General features: G+C 32.9%; 14 protein-coding genes. 3 read left to right on the top strand and 11 right to left on the bottom strand.

Annotated elements, in window-relative coordinates:
• Window positions 1-40: 40 nt before the first annotated feature.
• Window positions 41-592 (bottom strand): manganese efflux pump, encoded by a 552-nt coding sequence (locus DP68_RS03560; protein WP_035306209.1) that lies wholly within the window; start codon window positions 590-592, stop codon window positions 41-43.
• A gap of 195 nt (window positions 593-787) precedes the next feature.
• Between DP68_RS03560 and DP68_RS03555 the strand changes: the two genes are divergently transcribed.
• Complete coding sequence (locus DP68_RS03555) at window positions 788-2,344, top strand: HD domain-containing phosphohydrolase (protein WP_052085623.1); 1,557 nt, start codon at window positions 788-790, stop codon at window positions 2,342-2,344.
• A 47-nt stretch (window positions 2,345-2,391) separates the two neighbouring features.
• Here the strand turns inward: DP68_RS03555 and DP68_RS03550 are convergent, their stop codons facing one another.
• The 5 genes from DP68_RS03550 to DP68_RS03530 all read right to left on the bottom strand — a co-directional run bounded on the left by DP68_RS03550 (window position 2,392) and on the right by DP68_RS03530 (window position 7,302).
• A complete protein-coding gene (locus DP68_RS03550; RefSeq protein ID WP_291547052.1) occupies window positions 2,392-3,735 on the bottom strand; it encodes a transglutaminase-like domain-containing protein in 1,344 nt (447 codons plus the stop codon).
• An 81-nt stretch (window positions 3,736-3,816) separates the two neighbouring features.
• On the bottom strand, window positions 3,817-4,692 hold the full coding sequence (locus DP68_RS03545; protein ID WP_035306204.1) for a radical SAM/SPASM domain-containing protein: 876 nt from the start codon (window positions 4,690-4,692) through the stop codon (window positions 3,817-3,819).
• Between the two features lie 167 nt (window positions 4,693-4,859).
• Window positions 4,860-5,675, bottom strand: coding sequence for an SLAP domain-containing protein (locus DP68_RS03540; RefSeq protein WP_052085622.1), 816 nt, complete (start codon window positions 5,673-5,675; stop codon window positions 4,860-4,862).
• Between the two features lie 48 nt (window positions 5,676-5,723).
• Entirely contained in the window at window positions 5,724-6,782 is a 1,059-nt protein-coding gene (locus tag DP68_RS03535; protein ID WP_035306197.1) for a cell wall-binding repeat-containing protein, read from the bottom strand.
• Window positions 6,783-7,107: 325 nt separating this feature from the next.
• Window positions 7,108-7,302 carry a hypothetical protein gene (locus DP68_RS03530; RefSeq protein WP_035306195.1) on the bottom strand — a complete coding sequence of 65 codons (195 nt, stop codon included), beginning with the start codon at window positions 7,300-7,302 and terminating at the stop codon, window positions 7,108-7,110.
• A gap of 180 nt (window positions 7,303-7,482) precedes the next feature.
• On the opposite strand from DP68_RS03530, the gene DP68_RS03525 reads away from it, so the two are divergent.
• The gene (locus tag DP68_RS03525) at window positions 7,483-8,259 is read left to right on the top strand and encodes an AzlC family ABC transporter permease (RefSeq protein ID WP_052085621.1); all 777 of its coding nucleotides are present in this window, start codon (window positions 7,483-7,485) and stop codon (window positions 8,257-8,259) included.
• A complete protein-coding gene (locus DP68_RS03520; protein WP_035306192.1) occupies window positions 8,256-8,558 on the top strand; it encodes an AzlD domain-containing protein in 303 nt (100 codons plus the stop codon). The genes DP68_RS03525 and DP68_RS03520 overlap by 4 nt, the downstream gene beginning before the upstream one ends.
• Before the next feature lie 50 nt (window positions 8,559-8,608).
• Here the strand turns inward: DP68_RS03520 and DP68_RS03515 are convergent, their stop codons facing one another.
• The 5 genes from DP68_RS03515 to DP68_RS03495 all read right to left on the bottom strand — a co-directional run bounded on the left by DP68_RS03515 (window position 8,609) and on the right by DP68_RS03495 (window position 17,466).
• Window positions 8,609-9,886: a DUF5667 domain-containing protein gene (locus DP68_RS03515; protein ID WP_035306189.1), complete on the bottom strand. Its 1,278-nt coding sequence runs from the start codon at window positions 9,884-9,886 to the stop codon at window positions 8,609-8,611.
• Between the two features lie 197 nt (window positions 9,887-10,083).
• Complete coding sequence (locus tag DP68_RS03510; protein ID WP_035306187.1) at window positions 10,084-11,475, bottom strand: hypothetical protein; 1,392 nt, start codon at window positions 11,473-11,475, stop codon at window positions 10,084-10,086.
• 25 nt (window positions 11,476-11,500) lie between these two features.
• On the bottom strand, window positions 11,501-12,394 hold the full coding sequence (locus DP68_RS03505) for an Ig-like domain-containing protein (RefSeq protein ID WP_035306185.1): 894 nt from the start codon (window positions 12,392-12,394) through the stop codon (window positions 11,501-11,503).
• A gap of 335 nt (window positions 12,395-12,729) precedes the next feature.
• Window positions 12,730-15,741: a cell wall-binding repeat-containing protein gene (locus DP68_RS19150; RefSeq protein WP_081957074.1), complete on the bottom strand. Its 3,012-nt coding sequence runs from the start codon at window positions 15,739-15,741 to the stop codon at window positions 12,730-12,732.
• 639 nt (window positions 15,742-16,380) lie between these two features.
• A complete protein-coding gene (locus DP68_RS03495) occupies window positions 16,381-17,466 on the bottom strand; it encodes an acyltransferase (protein WP_052085620.1) in 1,086 nt (361 codons plus the stop codon).
• Window positions 17,467-17,580 lie beyond the last annotated feature (114 nt).

Genomic DNA, 17,580 nt, shown 5'->3' with positions numbered 1-17,580 from the left:
CTATGGCAGTTATATTTTCGCCATAAGTCCTTGGTTTCCTTTATAAAAAAATCATCTTAAGTCCAAATAATATAAGTATTATTCCGCCTATATAATCTGCATATTTACTTATAATTTCTATTTTACTCAAATACTTTGCTATAGCAAGAGCTAAAAGACACATAATTAAGGTTACAACTCCCACAAGTAATGTGCTTTCAAATATTGCTGCAATACCTTGTATTTCATGAAGGGCAGTAAAACCTACTACCATGGCATCTATACTTACGGAGATTCCAAGAACTATTGCAGTCCCCGGTCTTAATAGTGCACACTCTTCCTTTTCCTCCATACCTTCTTTTAGCATTAAAACTCCCACTATACCAATTATGATTCCACCTAGTATTTCAGGAATTGACGCTATATATGTATTAAATAAAAATCCTGCATAAGCTCCAATTAGTGCAAATAAAAATTGAAAAAATGCCGAAGATATTACACAGAGCATCTTATATTTTACGTTTGCCCCTCTATTAAGTCCTACACAAAGTGTTACCCCAAAGGCATCTAGTGATAATGCTAGTGCAATTAACAGCAACGAATAAAAATCCATGTTATCACTCCTTTTTAAATACATTATCTATTATATTCAACTTCTTACCATAATAAAAGACTTTACTAAAATTTAATCTCCCCAATGTTGCGCCCCTGGGGCAGACCCATAAAATGTCAGTACCCCAGGGGTACTGACATTTTTTTCTTTCACCCCCAATGTAACTTTTTCATATATTAAATTGAGGTGATGTTTGTGCTAGAAAACTTAAAAAAGTTTCCTGCTACCTTCATATTTTCTTTATTTATTTTTACGCTTTCTTTGGCCACCGGACTTTTATCTGAAGTAGTGTTTCCTTCACTTATATGTTCTTTAGTCTTTGCTTTTGCATTAATCACAGCAATATATATTGAAGAAATCACTTTTAAATATATTTTATGTGTAATTTCCCTTATAGTTTTAGTCACCCAAGTGGTTTTGTTCGGCATAAGCTTTACAAATTATGCTTCAATCATATTTTATGTGCCAATTATTTATGTTTATATCGTTCCAAGTATAATATTCCCAAACCTTGCTAGCGTAGTGCTTAGTCTATTATTTTTTAGATATAAATATTTTGAGTCATCACAAAGCCTGCGACCATTTTTAGATATAATGATATATAAAATTATGCCTGCCCTTGTTTTATGTTCTATACTTTTTACAACAATTGGCTTTCTGATAAGACAACTTGTTAAAGAACGCGACAAATATAAGGAGCTCAGTATTATCGATTCTCTAACAGGTCTTCCAAACTTAAGTTATCTTATTAATTTGGGAGAAAAGATGTATAATAGACACTCCAGCATCACTATCTTTATTATAGATATAGACAATTTTAAACATCTTAACGATACCTATGGACATCTCATTGGAAATAATGTTTTAATCCAGATGGGGAGAACTCTTGACGAAGAGTTAATGGATGTTCAAGGAATTGTAGGACGACTTGGCGGTGATGAGTATGTAGCACTGGTTGAGAACTTAGCCAAGGATGAAGCTCATGATATGTTTTTAAAACTAAACCAATCTCTGGCAAGTAAGCATTTTAAGTGCGATCCTGCTCTAAGCCCTATTACTATTTCTTGTTCCATCGGAATGTCTTATGCAGAAAATGGTTCTGTTGTAAGGCTTCAGGAACTTTTGCATTTAGCAGATATGAATATGTACTATAATAAACAAAAAAGTCGTGGTTCTTCAGTAAACCTAAACTCCACTAATCTAATTCAAGATAAGTATAAAAGTCTTCTCATCACACTGGCAGAAAAGGATATGTATAGCTATGTGCATTCACAATATGTTGTTTATTATGCTGTAACCCTTGCAACGGCCTTAGACCTTCCAAGTGATACTATTGACCAAATATACTTGGCTGGTTGGTTCCATGATATAGGAAAAATTTTGATTCCAAATGATATTTTGCGAAAAAAGAGTCCCCTTACAAATGAAGAGTACAATTTAATAAAAGGACATGTAGTGGATGGACTAAATATACTTGAGAGGTTTCAGCTATCCGATGTAGTAATAAATTCAATAAAATATCATCATGCAAGATATGATGGCAAGGGCTACCCTTTTGAAATAAAAGGACAAGATACCCCCATTGAAGCAAAAATACTTCAAATTGCAGATGCCTTTTCTGCCATGACAGTAAAAAGAGTATACCGAGAGCTTATGTCTGAAAAAGATGCTCTTCAGGAAATATGTTCTCATAAAGGTACCCAGTTTGATCCAGAAATAGTAGATATCTTTGTTAAGACAATGAAATCTTAAAAGGGTTAACAACTCTTTGCCTTGCTCAAATAGTTGTTAACCCTTCCCTATTTTTTAACGATTCTTGCATCTATATTAAATTCAGGTGAATATTTTGAGAAGGTTTGAAGCACCATGCTGTCATCATCATATTTTTCTATGCTTTCTTGAATTTTAAGATATCGTCTTCCCTGTGGAAATCTTGTAAAGAAATCATAGTCTACATACTTTACCCCATCCCTTGTGTATTCATGGGTTGGATCTGCTGGAATCCATCCGTATTCTGGAAGATAAAATTCCACCCAGGCATGTCTAAAGTAATTCCCATCATTATTTGCTGCTTTAAGCTCACTGTCATAAAAACAAAATCCTGTATTTACTCTAGCCGGCACGTTTCCTGCTCTTAAAAGCGCTGTCATAAGTGCCGCATAATCTTCGCACACTCCTACCTTAGTTCTAACAGCAGATAATGCCCCTTGATTAGAATAAGGGCTATTTAGATCATATTTCATATTTAAAACCACATAATCAAAGGCCTTCTTTGCCTTTAAATAAGGATTTGTCACCCCTTTAAAGAGACTGTTTGCCAAATTTGTGATTTCCTTTTCATTACTTTCCACATGATAGGTTGGCTTTAAATAGTAACTTATATCACTTGTTATTTTTGAGTAGTCACCCTTGGTCCTTGATAAATCCACTGTGGATTTTATATTATTTACAGTGTAGGTTTTCGATACTTTAAAGGATTTTTGCACTCCACCCTTAACAGTACCTGAGGCCAATGAAGTTATTCTTGTATCATCTTCCTTTAACTTAAAATCTGTAGACCTCGAACTTATATACTTTTGGAAGGTTCCATTAATTTTCCCTAAATTAATTGCCACCCTATAGTCATTATTTACAGTGGAAATGGAGTTATATTTAAACCTAATATCATATGTAAGCTCATAGGTTGCCTGATCTATTGTACTAAAGACATTTCGGACAGCACCTGGAGGATTTTCTACCACAAAATCCATCTTAGCTGGAGTATTTAAAGCTGTACCTTTATTAGTTTTCAAATCATAAATGTATAATGTGTAGGTTTCTCCATACTTAATCTTTGTATAATCTGGAGTAACCTTAAAAAACTTATCATTTGTACTATATTCAAAAGTTAAAGGTATAGCTTCCTTGGTAGATTTACTTACAAGCTCTATATTGGTACTATTTACTGAAATCCCATCTAAAGGATATGTAACTTTTACCGTCCAAGCCTTTTGAAGCGGCACATCATATTGAGTTTCTAATATTTTATAGTTCGTTAAATCCCTTATGGTCTCTGCCGCATAAATTGTGTTTGAATTAAAAATCATACATAGAAAAATGAGTATTATAGATAAAACTCTTTTAATATTTTTGCTACTTGCCATTACCCGTCCCTCTCTTATCCATTTTCTGGCGGCCACCCCTGAGGTAAACCCATAAAATAGATCTACCCCAGGGGTAGACATTTAACTAAACCTCTTTCTATATCCGCACTTTCTGCATAATTCTTCTACTACTTTTCCTCTTGAGAATCCATCAAAAAGGTTGCTCGCTCGCTCCCCTTCTATTATTTCAGAAAAATCAGTGCTGTTTATATTGCCAAGATTAATTACCGCTTCTCCATCAAGACAGCATGGAACTACAGTTCCATCTACAAGCACAGCTACTTGATTTCTAAGCCCATGACAAAATCCACTGCCAGTATCTTCATCTTCATCTAAGCTTGGCCATGTAAATTCATAATCTTGATTTAAATATAGCCTGTCATCAATTTTAACTCCTCTTCCTGGAATAATTTTTTCTTCAATTTTATATGGCAGATTAAATTGATTTTCAATTAGCTGCAGTATGTGCCGATTTCTTTGTCTTTGAAGATTAGTTACATTATCTTGATCCAAATTCCATAATCTAAGGGATATTAACATATTGGTACTATTTAAGGCTTCCTTTGTAAATGAGATAATATTATTAATATAAGAATCCTTATCTTTCCCACCTTCGTTTCCATCAAAGCTATGAAGGGAAAAGTTAATTTGTCTTAGTGCAGGTTTTGTTATAAGTTTGTCCTTGGTTTTATTTATCAAAGTTCCATTTGTTGTTATATTGACCTTTAGCCCTTTTTCATAACTTAAATCTAAAAACTTATCTATCTCAGGGTGAAGAAGCGGCTCTCCTTTTACATGAAGATATATATAATCCGTGTAGGGTCTTATTTGATCTAATATCTTTTGAAAGGTTTTTATACTCATAAACTCTGATTTACGCTGGGTTTGTGGGCAAAAGCTGCAAGCAAGATTACATACATTTGTAATTTCAATATAAAACTTCTTAAATTTTTTCATAAATTTATACTCCTTCTAATTTATGGCACCACTCCCTAAGTAAATCCATTTAATGGATTTACTTAGGGAGTGGCACTAAAAAAGGATGCACCTTATTCCAAGATGCATCTTAATTTAAAAATATCCGTTAATATATACTATAATCTTAATTATCTGCTAACCATCATCTAATCACGCAAACTAAATATAAGCTTTGCCCTTGTTAAATCAAATTCATCTTTTAATAAAATGTCATTTTTAACAACAACACTTAGAATCCTTGCTTTCTGCGCGCTTATCTTAAAATCCTCCAATGTATACATTGCCGAAAATATTACATCTTTATTTTCATCCTCTAATGTAAGCGGAAGTTTTTCAAGCGTAACTTCTTCATCCGCTCCATTTCTAAAGACTAAAGTTAAAAGTATGTCTCCATTTTTATATTGAAGCATTGTAAATACATTAGCTGCAAACTGTCCTTTTTCAATCTTACGGATTTTTGTTAAAAAATCATTGAAGGCATTTTTATCTTTTTCCGTCATATCTTCAGGAAACTTTTCAAATTCAATTTCTGCATACTTTACAGCTTGTATATTTCCATCAAATACTAGTTTCCAATCATCATGTTTTATTTCATCAACAAATACATTTCCCTTGTTGAAGTAAACTTTTCCAGGTCTTGCAGAACAAGGTGGAATCTTTCCCATTTCTTTCAGGTCAAATACTTGATATGCAACTTCTTCACCTGTTGAATTTATAATTTTTAAAGGTATTTTCCCAATGCTAATCTCCTGGTTAAATCCATTTGCAATATAAAATTTAACTTCTAGCTTGTCTCCATCTTTATAAGCATAAACTCCTGAAATATTGATTTGTCCTTTTTCCATTTGTGGAATTGTTTCTGCCATTTCTTCTTCTAAGTAGTCCTTTTGTACTTCAGACATCACAGTTTCTACTTCTGGTGCTAATGAAAGCTTTATATCAAGTGCATTTTTATCCTGCATGTTAATCCTCCAAAACTTTGTATTTTAAATATTTAAAAGTAATACTTATTACTCTATGGAGATTACCTCTAAATCTCCTGTTGCCTCTGCTACTGCAGTATTTATTTGAGTTTCAAGTGCTTTAGTAATAACTCCTGTTCCTCCAACTATTTTAACCTGAGTATCCTGAGCCACCGTACTTCCTATGAATGAATTTGCTCTTGTTATATCAGCACTTCCTGCTCCAAGTCCTGATAAAACTACCATTGATCCATCCTTTGCAGCTGCTGCTGATGCTACTAATGCATCGGCAAACTGTGCTTTTGAGTCTGCTCCCCCAGCTGCTACATACATTTTAGTAAGAGACATCGTAGATTTATATTTAGTTAATACATTTATATTTGTTTCGAATCTATTCTTTCCTTGAGCTTCTCTTGTGCCATTTACAGCTTTTAAAATAGAGTCTGCTAAAACTCCACTGCCCCCAACTCCCATTACCTGAAGACTATTGTCTGTTATAACCTTTTTAACCTCAGGGTCCATTGAAGTAGCACTTGTTATAAGTACTGGTATATTCATAGTTGCAGCAATTGAAGATACACTTAAAGCATCTGCATAGCCTAATGCTCCATTTACAAGAAATGCCTTTTTAACACCTGCTTTTTTAACAACTTCCTGTGCAACAATGGCATTTGTCGTATATCTTGATCCTGTAGAAGTACCATAACGAGTTACCTTAAGACCTTCTTTTTCTAATTCAGCTTTAATTCCATCGCTTACAACTCCAGTTCCTCCTACTATGTATACATTTGTAGCTTTTAGAGTTTTTATAGTACTAAGCACTCCGCTTGACAGAGTCTTTGCTTCAGTTAAAAGCACCGGAGCATTTAACTGTTTTGCAAGAGGCGTTGCACTAACTGCATCCGCAAATCCTTCTCCATTTACAAGTATTACATTAGTGCTTGTACCAAAGGTTTGCTTAGCTAAATCTTGAGCTGTTGAATATCTATTGCTACCACCTACTCTAACTACGCTGGCAGCCTTTACTCCTAAAAAGTTAAAGGAAGTGCTTATAATAAGTCCTGCCACAGTAATTCCTAAAATGGTTTTTAAATTTCTCTTCTTCATTGGTAATTATCCTCCTCATAAACTATACTATCTTTTAATATACGTTATAATTCTATCTTAAGTTTTTCACTTTATGTTATTTTCTAATTATATCACACTATAAGTAAATTGTGATATAATTTCCTTAATTGCTAATCACCAGTCACTAGACACCAATTCCTATGGGATTTAACATCCTAAGTTTCAGTGCCCAGGACTAGCAACTAGAGTTTGAAAAAGAGCTTTGCACTTTTTCTAAGGTTATCATGGCTATTATCGATAATTTTTTTCAAAACTTTATTTACAAAATATTCATTATATACTACATAATACCTCTAAATTTTCTTTAAGTCAAACTTTCTATGTCTTCCTCAATGTTTTCTAGCGTTGATTCTACGCCGTCTAATCTAGACTCAATATCATCCAATCTTTCTTCTATTTCCACAAGCCTTAATTCAATACCTTCTAGTATTACATTTATGGGCTCCAGCTTTTGATCCAATAACTCTTCTATTGCTTTTAACAACAATTCATTTTCCATAACTTTCACCACCAAAAATTATTATTTACATTTTCACCCAGAGGTCTGGCCCTTCAGTTGCGATTTTCCCATTTCTACCCAAGGGTCTGGCCCCTTTGGGGTAACCCCTTTTCTTTATTATCATTATATGATATTGTATAATATTAACATACCAATTTATAGACAGGGGGCTTATTCAAAATGGAAGTACAAAACTTGGAATGTGAACATTCCACTAGTTTGAAAGAGGGGTTTATTTCAGGACTGCCTATTGTTATTGGATATATTCCAGTGGCTATGGCATTTGGATTACTTGCAAAATCCATGAATGTCTCTTTTAAAGACAACTTTTTATTTTCTTCAGTAGTCTTCGCTGGGTCAAGTCAGTTTTTAGCATTGGGGCTTATACAAGCTGGCATTTCCGCAGGAAGCATTATTCTTTCCGTATTTTTATTAAATTTACGTCACTTTATGATGAGTGCTGCTTTGTCCATGCGCCTTAAGGGAGTCAAAAGAAAATGGTTATTTTTAATTGCTTTTGGAGTTACAGATGAATCTTTTTCTATAGCATCCTTAAATAACAAGAAGCTTACTTTACCTTTTATACTTGCATTAGAAGGTATGGCATATGCTTCTTGGGTAGGCGGCACTGTGCTGGGGTATTTAGTAGGGTCTATTTTACCCGAAACTGTGCAAAGCAGCCTGGGCGTAGCTCTGTATGCTATGTTTTTATCAATACTCATTCCTGAAATGAAAAAATCTTTAAATGTAGTATTTTTATCAATTCTCTCAGGTATTATATATGTAGTAATTTCCCACTTCAATATTGTTCCAGAAGCTTGGAGCATTATCACTACTATAATACTAGCCTCAGCACTGGGAGTTATGATATTTAAAGACGAAGAGCAATCTAAAGATGAGGATTTATCATCACATGAAGGATTAATAGAAGACGAGACAAAGGAGGCTACAATATGAAAAGTTATTTACCTCTTATATTAGGTATGGCAGCTGTTACATATATACCTAGACTGCTACCTTTAATTACATTAACAAATAGAGAGTTAAATCCTCTGCTTAGAAGATTTTTAACTTATATTCCTTATACTGCTTTAAGCACTATAATTGTTAAAGGACTTATAGATTTAAATGGCAGCATGCTTGTGGCAACCTTTATAGGTCTTGTCTTTGGAGGAGTTTTATCTTGGTTTAAAGGAAATATGGTATTATCCGTTGGAGCATCAATAATTGCTACATTCTTCATACTGCAAATGTAGTTAAGGGCCAAACCCCTGGGATTTTTGCCCAGGGGTTTGGCCCCTATAAATTATTTATCTTTTCCTTTACTTTTACCTTTTTCACTTTTTTCGCTGTTTTTATTCTTCTCGTTACCTTTATTAGTTGAAGTGTCTTCTGATACAGCTTCTTTTTCAACTACTTGTGATTGGATAGTTTCTGGCTTAGATTTTTCTTCTTTCTTTTCTTGAGAACTATTAGGCTTGTCTTGTTTTTTCTCCTCTATATTTACATTTGCTTTTTTATTTTCTGAAGCTTTAACCTTTACTTCCTTTACTTTATTCACAGGTTCTTTAACCTTTTTTACCTCTTTAGTTGATGTTACTTGCGATTGTATCTGTTGCTCTGCAGCTTTTGTTATTGAAGCTTTTACTGCACTACCTTCTGCTTCTTCTACCTGCTTATCTAATTCAGCTTTCTCTTCATCTGTTACTTCATCTACTTTATCTTGTTCTCCTGTACTTCCATCAGTTCCTTCTGCTGCTTCCTCACTACCATCTACCACTTCTTTAGGCTGACTCTTTACAGCAGCTTGTTTCTTATCAAATACTTCTACCATAGTTACTTTATCTGTTTCATAAATAGCTTTGCTTTCTTCTAATGCTGTTTGAGCTGCTGCAATAGCTGTTTCATCACCTGACTTTTGGGCTTTTATTAAAGCAACTTTAGCTTTATTCATAGCCTTTCTTGATGCATTAAGTTTATGTCTTTGTGCAACCATAGCTTTAACAGCTTCCCTTTTTGTTATCTGCATTTCTACAACATCGGAAATAACCTCTTGCGCGTCTTCTCCTGCTTCATCTTCTAGGTTTTCTAAAACCTCTAAAGACTCTGTCTGTGCACCCTGTACTATTTCTTCTAGTTGTTCTAATTCTTCTAGTTCTTTTGGTTCCTCTGGAACTGTTACCTCTCCTGATTCTTGTATTACTGCTTCACTATTTTCAAAGTCTTCTTTAATTTCAGCTTCAGTAGTTTCTAGTACTGTCTCAAGAGCCTCAGCAGCTTCCCCCATTTTGTCATTATATGCTCCCAAAGCTTCACTAGCGAGTTTAGTATTGCCATCTTCAAACATTATCTCGCTTTCTCCTAGTCTTTCTTGTGCTTGGGCTGCTAGTTCTTCTATCCTCGCCCCATCACTTAATGAAAATTTAACTTCTAAACTTTCTAAGGACGTATCAATTGGATATAATATACTATCTGGCGTAATTCCCGCTTCTTCCTTTAGAGTAACCTCTTCCGCTGCAAAAACACTTGTTGAAAAAGTCAATGCTGCAAACATAGTTAAACTTAAAAGTAATTTTTTCTTCACATCCGATCCCCTCCATGATTTTTAAAATATTATTTAATTATATTAACGAACTCATTTAACATTTCTGAAGAGATTTAGGAATAAATAATTTTATAGTTTAAAATCATAAAAGCCAGGGCACTTGTCCCTGGCTTCTTATGCCAGCACCCCAGGGGACACTCCATAAAATGGATTGATCCCTGGGGTGCTGACTAATTTTATCTTATTGTAGTAGCTTGCACGTTTGTAAGAATACACCTGCTTGGATTGATACGAGTTAAAGTTCCCTGTATTGTCATATTTCTTAATTCATAAGTATTGGTGTCGCTACTTTCACCGCCAATGGTTATATTACCATTTATTGTAGCTCCATTGCCTTCAATTAGAACATGGTCATTATCAAAGGCATTAGGTCTTGATATCGTTATATTTTGAGGCAGAGTAATATTTAATGCACTATCAAACTTAATATATCTAACGTCATCATCATTTATTGCATCAGCTAAAGAATTTAAAATATCAGATGCTGAGCCGCTGTTCCTTATCACACGGTAATCACGTGTGTTAGAATATGCAACCTTAATCAAATTAAGTTCCTCATTAAAATTTGTTAAAGCATAATTTAAGGTTTTTAAATCCTTCATAAGATCATATAAAGTAACGTTTTTATCGGATTTAGAACCAGATGATGTTGAAGTTATATAGTCACTTATAATGAAGTCTTTTGTCTTATCGTCCCCAATTCTAGGGACTATAGTTCTCTTATCTACTAATTTTCCATTTGTATCATAGGCATAAATATTTACCTTATATGTTGTTGAAGTTTCAATATTCAAGCCAGCTTGTCCTAAAGTAAATCCTTTAAAGTCACTTCTAGGCTCTAATATTTTACTTTCCATAATAACTCTTCCTCTTGAATCCGTTATATTCACTATGACTTTTTTAACATCATCAAGTGTAAGTATATCAATATTAGTTAGTTTAGGAGCCGCATTACTTTTTGTGGAATTTGATACTCCATTGTATTTATGAATTGTTTCTATCTTAGTTATGTATCTTTTAGGAATAAATACATTTACATCCCTTGGCGCATTGTATCTCAAAATATTATCATTAATCTCAGATGCGCTTCGTTTTATAAAAACATCTTCAAATCCGTCAGCAAATTCGCTTGATGAAAATGCAATTTTAAAATTAGAAAGCTGTGTATACTTATCAAATTCTATAACTCCTGGCTCTATAGTTATCTCATAATTAATAATATCAGGATCTAAGTCACCTACAACAATCTCAACTTCATTGCTATCTATTGAATTTACTGCATACATTTCAACAATTCTAGGTGTTCTCATTAGTACAGCATTCCCTGCAGCTGCAATTCTTACTCTACTTGCAATTTGACTATCATTGATTGAATCAACATATATACCCTCATCAAATGTAATCTTTATGATATTACTATTATCTTCTCTTGCTAAAGTATATGTATAGGGTACTGCTGCCTTAGCCTCTGAGGAAAAAAGAACAGCTTGCACCATTACAAAAGACATTATTAATACTAGATTAAGTAAAAACTTGCTCGAGATACTTTTGTACGCTTGTTTTAACATTATTTTACCTCCTCCTTACTTTATGTTACTTAATAGTTTCATCTTTTGTATCAAGTAAAGTTTTATCATAGTCATAGGCACTTATCTTAGCTATATCTCCTTTTTTAAGCGCTATAGTCGTCGTATAAACTCCATCGCCTTCATAGTCTAGCTTTGTGCCGCCTACATATACATTAAATACCTGTGATGATGTTTTAACTTTTACCTTATAAATACCTAAGTATGAATAATACTCCATATCAACATCATATATATGTTTTTCTTTAATATCTTCATCATTACTTTCATCGTCATTTTCTACTTTAACTTTAATTACAGGCTTTAAATCTGAGTTTTTAATTTTACCTGTAACTGTTTTTGTTCCAGTAGCACTTGTGCTGACAGAGCCCCACGTTACATCTACATATCCTGTACTATCATCTGAATATGTTACCTTTACTCGTTCGGGCAAATCAACTTTTTCTCCCTTGTTTACAGTGATTGCATTAAGCTCATAAATTTCTTTTATCTCCAAAGCTTCCTCAACATTAAAAGATTTAGTTGCAGCTAATTTAATATTTTTGCTTTTTTGTTTATTTTTAATTTCATTTGTAACTACTACTGTATATTTTTCTCCAGCAATCAAGTCTTTCTTTGCCTTGATAATTACAGTGCTATCATCTGGATATGAATATGTACAAGAAATCTTCTCATTAGTACTTTCCTGTATAACATATAGTGTTTTGCTATTTATTGAGCCTTTATAATATTCTCCCTTAAACTTAACTGTCCACTGAGTTTTATTAGTATCTGCATTTCCCTCAGAAAATTTTTTAGATTCTCCTGCCAGTGTTGTACTATTCACTAAAAATACAAAGCACATACAAAGTAATAGTGCATTAATATAATTCTTACTTTGAAATTTTTCTTTAATTTTCATTCTCATCACATCCTCCCACTTAGATTATTTTACCATAATTACGAATTGTTGTACACATTCTGCCTCTCAATTGATAACTGTTATTACTTTACAAACTAATGCGACAAATATGGCTACTTTTAATGAACAAAAAGAAACAAGGACACGCTAAGTGTCCTTGCCAAAAGATATGCATTAATTTTTTTCAGTTAGGGATATGATCTAACCATTTTATGATAATAGAGATGTAAAATCCGCTCATTTATTTACATGGGAGAAGGATAACCTGCAGATTATCCCTCTTTTACTTATAATTTGTTTCTTCGTTTATGACCTTTAAGGTCTAGTAGATTTTATTAGAAATCTACTTCTACTGACTTAGAAGCAACAGCTTTTCCATCTGTATCAACAACCTTAAATATTATAGTACCATCATCACCTGATTCTACTGTAACTCCGTCTTCTAAATCATAAACATCAGAATAGTCAACTTCTTCACCGCCAATAGTTCCTACTGCTGAAATTACAAATCTACCAATTTCCTTATCGCCATCACTCCATAATCCATCTGCATCCTTGTCAATATATAGAGTTCCAGCTTCTAATTCGCCTCCAGCCTGTAATTGTATACGGATTGGTTGAGACACTGATTTACTTAATGTAATGCCACTAACCTTTGGATCATTACCTGAACCAGTTGTTGTTAATGCTGACTTATAATCAAATGTCTTACCATAAGTAGGATCAGCTATTGATTTAAAGCTTACAGATTTAATAGTAGTTCCTTTATCAACAACTGTAATTTTCTTTGTATAAATTACGTTAGTATCTGTATTTGTTACTTTTATTGTTGCAGTTCCTTCTTTACCTGCTTTAACAACTATCTTATCATTATTAGCACCAGCGATAGCATAGTCAGCTATAACACCAGCTTTGGATTCTGCTACATCTACACTTAAAGTAGTAAGAGGATCTAGCTTTACATTTTCAGAAGTATATCCGTTTAATTCATAAACAATATAATTGTCATCTGAAACATCAATAGTTGTATCATCAGAGAAATTATCTGTAGTTAAACCACTATCTCCATCAAGAGCAAGAGCATCAGCAGCATCATCATCTACTGGCTCATATAAGTCTAATACATATTTAGAAGCATCAGCATTTTCTGTTGTCTTTACTGTTAATACAGAGTTAGCAATTTTATATCCGTCTTCATCTTTAAAAGTAATAGTAGCGCTACCTTCATCTACAACAGTTATTCCTAGTACTGTATCTACATCTGCATCAATATCAATACTATCAGGAACTGTAACTATTGATGTATCTGAACTTATAGGTTGAACATTATCAACTGAAATCGGGTCACCGTATTGGTCAAGTGCTACTATTTTTACTTCTGTTGGAGTATCTTTTATAACAGCTTTAAGTGAAGTAATTACTGTATCTGTGTTTAATTTATTAATTTTTATTTTTTCTAATTCACGTTCATCTTTTTCTACTGTTATAGAAACTGTTTTAGTAACGCCTCCATAAGTAATAGTTAATGTTGCTGTACCAGGTGCAATAGCTGTTAATTCTTGATCTGCATTCACATATACAACTGCAGCATTGGAAGACTTAACTGTATAACCTGTTGTTACTGTTTCTTCAGAACCATCAACCATTACCTTTATATTCTTGAAATAAGCTGTATCATCTACAACTAATTTTGTACTGTTCTGGTCGAATTCTTCTCCTGTTACAGTAGTATTTCTTAATTTATAACCTGAGATTGAGCTTGCAGCTAAATCTATATTTCTAATTGTAACTTTCTGCAAGTTAGAAGTGATTACATCTGCACCTTTTGTTAAGGTAACTTGAATATAAACATCAGTACCTTTGCTTGCTATTGTCATTACACTGTCTAAATCATTATTTAGCTTACCAGTAGTTGCATCTGCAAAGAAGTCATCTATAACAGATCCACCTGTTTTCTTATCTACAGCTGTAAATTCTACATCATAACCAGCTGCAATAAGATCAGACGCAGTTGTTTCTTTTCCATTTGCTAAAATAGCTACATACTGTTTAGATGTATCATTGTCATAAGTAGCTTGTTTTACCTCTACTGTATCAGCTTCTACTGAGAAAGTAACTTTATATTCTTTAGAATTTACTTTTACAGTTGTTTCTTCATCTGCAGCTAATGCATCTTCTAATACAACTGTTGCTGTTGTTCCAGCTGTATTTACTGTTAATGAATCTACTGTATGATCTGCTACAGTAACATCAGCAGCTTTTAATTCAGCTAAATTTTTACCGCTTATTTCAATCTTAGTGCTGCTAACAGCTTTTACTGTGCTAACAGTTAATTCACCATTTTCATTGATTATAGCTTCTATATCATTGAATATAGCCTGTGAAACTGATCCTGTTCCACCGATTACAGTAACTTTAGTGTCTGCTTTCTTGTTGTCACCAATGTAATTGTTAGCATTGCTTACAGCTGTTGTGCTAGCTCCTGCTCCAGTTAATACAACTGGTGCTGATGCTTTTGCTGCTGCTGCTGATGCAACTAATGCATCTGCAAATCCTGTAGGAGTTGCTCCACCTGCTGCAACATATATATTTTCTAATTTAAGATCAGCTTTGAAGTGATCTAATACTGCTAAGTTAGTTTCAAATCTATTAGCACCTTCTGCTACTCTTGTAGCGCTAACTGTATTTAAAACAGATGCTGGTAAAACTCCTGCTCCACCAACTGCTACTACATCAAGTCCTGCAGCTACAGTTTTAACTGGTGCTGGAACTTCATTTTTGTTTCCAAATAATACTGGCATTCCTTTAGCTGCTGCTATTGATGCTACTGATAAAGCATCAGCATATCCTTCAGCGCTTACAAGAACTCCTGCTTTAGCGCCAGTTTTAGCTAAAACTGCTTTAGCTACTTCAGCGTTAGTTTCGTATCTTGAAGCTCCACCTATTCTCTTTACTCCATAGTTAGCTTTTAAAGCTGCTTCCATAGCTGGAGTAACTGTTCCAGTTCCACCAACGATAACTATGTTTTTAGCTCCTAATGTAGCTAATGTAGCTTTTAATTCAGCTGTAGGCACGTCTACTTTGTTAGTTAATAATATTGGTGCGTTTAATGCTTTAGCAAGTGGTGTTGCACTTACTGCATCTGCATATCCATATCCATTAACTAAAACTACTGTTTCAGCAGTTCCAAATACCTGTTTTGCAACTTCCATTGCTGTAGTTTCTCTGTTAGCTCCTGGTACTCTTGTAACCTCAGCAGCTGCTTGTACATTTGTTGCAGTAACTGTTGAAGTTAATACTAAGCTAAGTACTGTAGCACTAGCTAGTGCTCTGTTTCTCTTTTTCATTAAAGATAACCTCCTCAAATTAAGTAAAATTGTTTATATGTTAAAATATATTTAAATATTTTACTAACTAATGTAACTATTGTAAATTATAAAGGTTAATTATTCCAATTGACTTAAGGTTTATTATAGCATAGTTTATTTTGCATTTCTATACCAATCATTCATTTTTTTTAATAGATAACCAATTTTTTATTTTTTCATAATATATGTACGTAATCTTGAGTGCATTAGTTCGTCATATATTACTTTTTTATAAAAAATTTCTTTTTTTACTATTATTAACCTCATTTCCCATTATACATCAATATTTACCTTTTTTCTATACCTTTTATTTTGTAATTTATGGTAAATGGCTCCAGGTATTTCTGATTAAATTTTACTTATCGCCTATATTATTCTACATATTGTTAGAAAATCCTTCTTTAGTTTTTAACAAATTTTAAATATTAAATATTTTTATACTTATAAGTTTCAATGACTAAAGCTCTAAATAACATTACTTCTCCCCTTTTTCAAAGGAACTCAATTCCAACAAATGTAAATATAATATGTCACTTTTGCAGACTTTTGAAACCTATCTATTATAATATTGCAATTTTCAAGGCTTAAATAGTTATTAACTAAAAATAGACTAATAATTTAATAGCTGTTTCTAGTAATTAACAATTTAATTCTTTCTACTATCATTCCTATGAGTAATGTACCGGAAATACAAATTATAGTAGATGATATCAGAAAGAAGCCGCTTTCTAATGGCAAATCCACTTCCTTCATCCAATTCATATAATAGTAAAGTATTGAAGGATGTGACAAATACATTACATAAGATTTATCGGATATAGACTTTAAAAACTTAAATGGTAAGTTATTCCTATATGTCATTGAAAAAATAAGTATAATCACACTTAATGAATATCCTATTATAGAAGGCCTTAAAAAAGTTGTATAATAATCTATTGGTTTACTCTGCACCAGCCCCTGTATAGCTTCCATTATTATTAAAGCAGTGCAGATTATAAATAATAGAGTTGTGAATTTTTTGTATCCTTTAAGCTTACCTATATATGTATATAACCTCCCACTTGTATATATGCCTAATGAGAAATAAAATATCCAAAATAATATATTCCTTTTGGAATAAAAATCTAAGGTTAAATTTGGGATATTGTAATAGTGACCTGTAGTTAAAATTCCTGCTGTTATTAAGAAGGAAACTAAAAGTCCCATTTTTTTCTTCATCACAATATAAAGTATCGGAAATAATATATAAAGCTTTACTATCATAGGAACAAAATAGAAATGATAGTATGCTTTATCTCCGCTTAATATAAGCGAAGGCCATGTACCAAAGTTCTTATTACCGCTTATTATATATAAGTAAATAAAACACCATATTAAATATTCTGGTATTACAGATGAGAGTCTTTTAAACTCAAACTTAAAGTAATTAGTATTTTTTTTATAACTAAGCGCCAATCCAACTCCTGATATAAATACGAATGCAGGCACAGAAAATCTAGCAAGTTGATTTACTATTAAGGTAATATAATAAAGTTCACTGCCTTTATCCTTAACTCCTGACAAAGTATAAGCTGATGTATGAATTACAATTACTGCTATAGTAGCAAGTGCTCTACATACATCCATTTCTAAAATTCTCTTCTTATTGCCTTTTGTATTTCCAGCATCTTTATTAATATTCAGATTTTCTTCATGCAACTTCATCCTTTGAGTCACCGTCCCCTAATGATAAATTTTAAGTATTCATTCTCATAAATTCTTTTTAATTATCAATTATTGGCAATTATTTGTCAACTATTTCTAACACTGGAAACCTTG

Origin of the sequence: Clostridium sp. HMP27 (assembly GCF_000765165.1) — a bacterium.
In the GTDB taxonomy this organism is placed as follows: Bacteria; Bacillota; Clostridia; order Clostridiales; family Clostridiaceae; genus Clostridium_AK.
Note: the sequence above shows the minus strand (reverse complement) of the source record. Positions and strands in the feature narration are given on the sequence as shown.

Bases quoted from the DNA above. Each gene is read 5' to 3' on its own strand.
- DP68_RS03525 (WP_052085621.1), top strand. From the start codon at position 7,483: ATGGAAGTACAAAACTTGGAATGTGAACATTCCACTAGTTTGAAAGAG.
- DP68_RS03530 (WP_035306195.1), bottom strand. From the start codon at position 7,302: ATGGAAAATGAATTGTTGTTAAAAGCAATAGAAGAGTTATTGGATCAA.
- DP68_RS03535 (WP_035306197.1), bottom strand. From the start codon at position 6,782: ATGAAGAAGAGAAATTTAAAAACCATTTTAGGAATTACTGTGGCAGGA.
- DP68_RS03560 (WP_035306209.1), bottom strand. From the start codon at position 592: ATGGATTTTTATTCGTTGCTGTTAATTGCACTAGCATTATCACTAGAT.
- DP68_RS03550 (WP_291547052.1), bottom strand. From the start codon at position 3,735: ATGGCAAGTAGCAAAAATATTAAAAGAGTTTTATCTATAATACTCATT.
- DP68_RS03505 (WP_035306185.1), bottom strand. From the start codon at position 12,394: ATGAAAATTAAAGAAAAATTTCAAAGTAAGAATTATATTAATGCACTA.
- DP68_RS03520 (WP_035306192.1), top strand. From the start codon at position 8,256: ATGAAAAGTTATTTACCTCTTATATTAGGTATGGCAGCTGTTACATAT.
- DP68_RS03495 (WP_052085620.1), bottom strand. From the start codon at position 17,466: ATGAAGTTGCATGAAGAAAATCTGAATATTAATAAAGATGCTGGAAAT.
- DP68_RS03510 (WP_035306187.1), bottom strand. From the start codon at position 11,475: ATGTTAAAACAAGCGTACAAAAGTATCTCGAGCAAGTTTTTACTTAAT.
- DP68_RS03545 (WP_035306204.1), bottom strand. From the start codon at position 4,692: ATGAAAAAATTTAAGAAGTTTTATATTGAAATTACAAATGTATGTAAT.
- DP68_RS19150 (WP_081957074.1), bottom strand. From the start codon at position 15,741: ATGAAAAAGAGAAACAGAGCACTAGCTAGTGCTACAGTACTTAGCTTA.
- DP68_RS03540 (WP_052085622.1), bottom strand. From the start codon at position 5,675: ATGCAGGATAAAAATGCACTTGATATAAAGCTTTCATTAGCACCAGAA.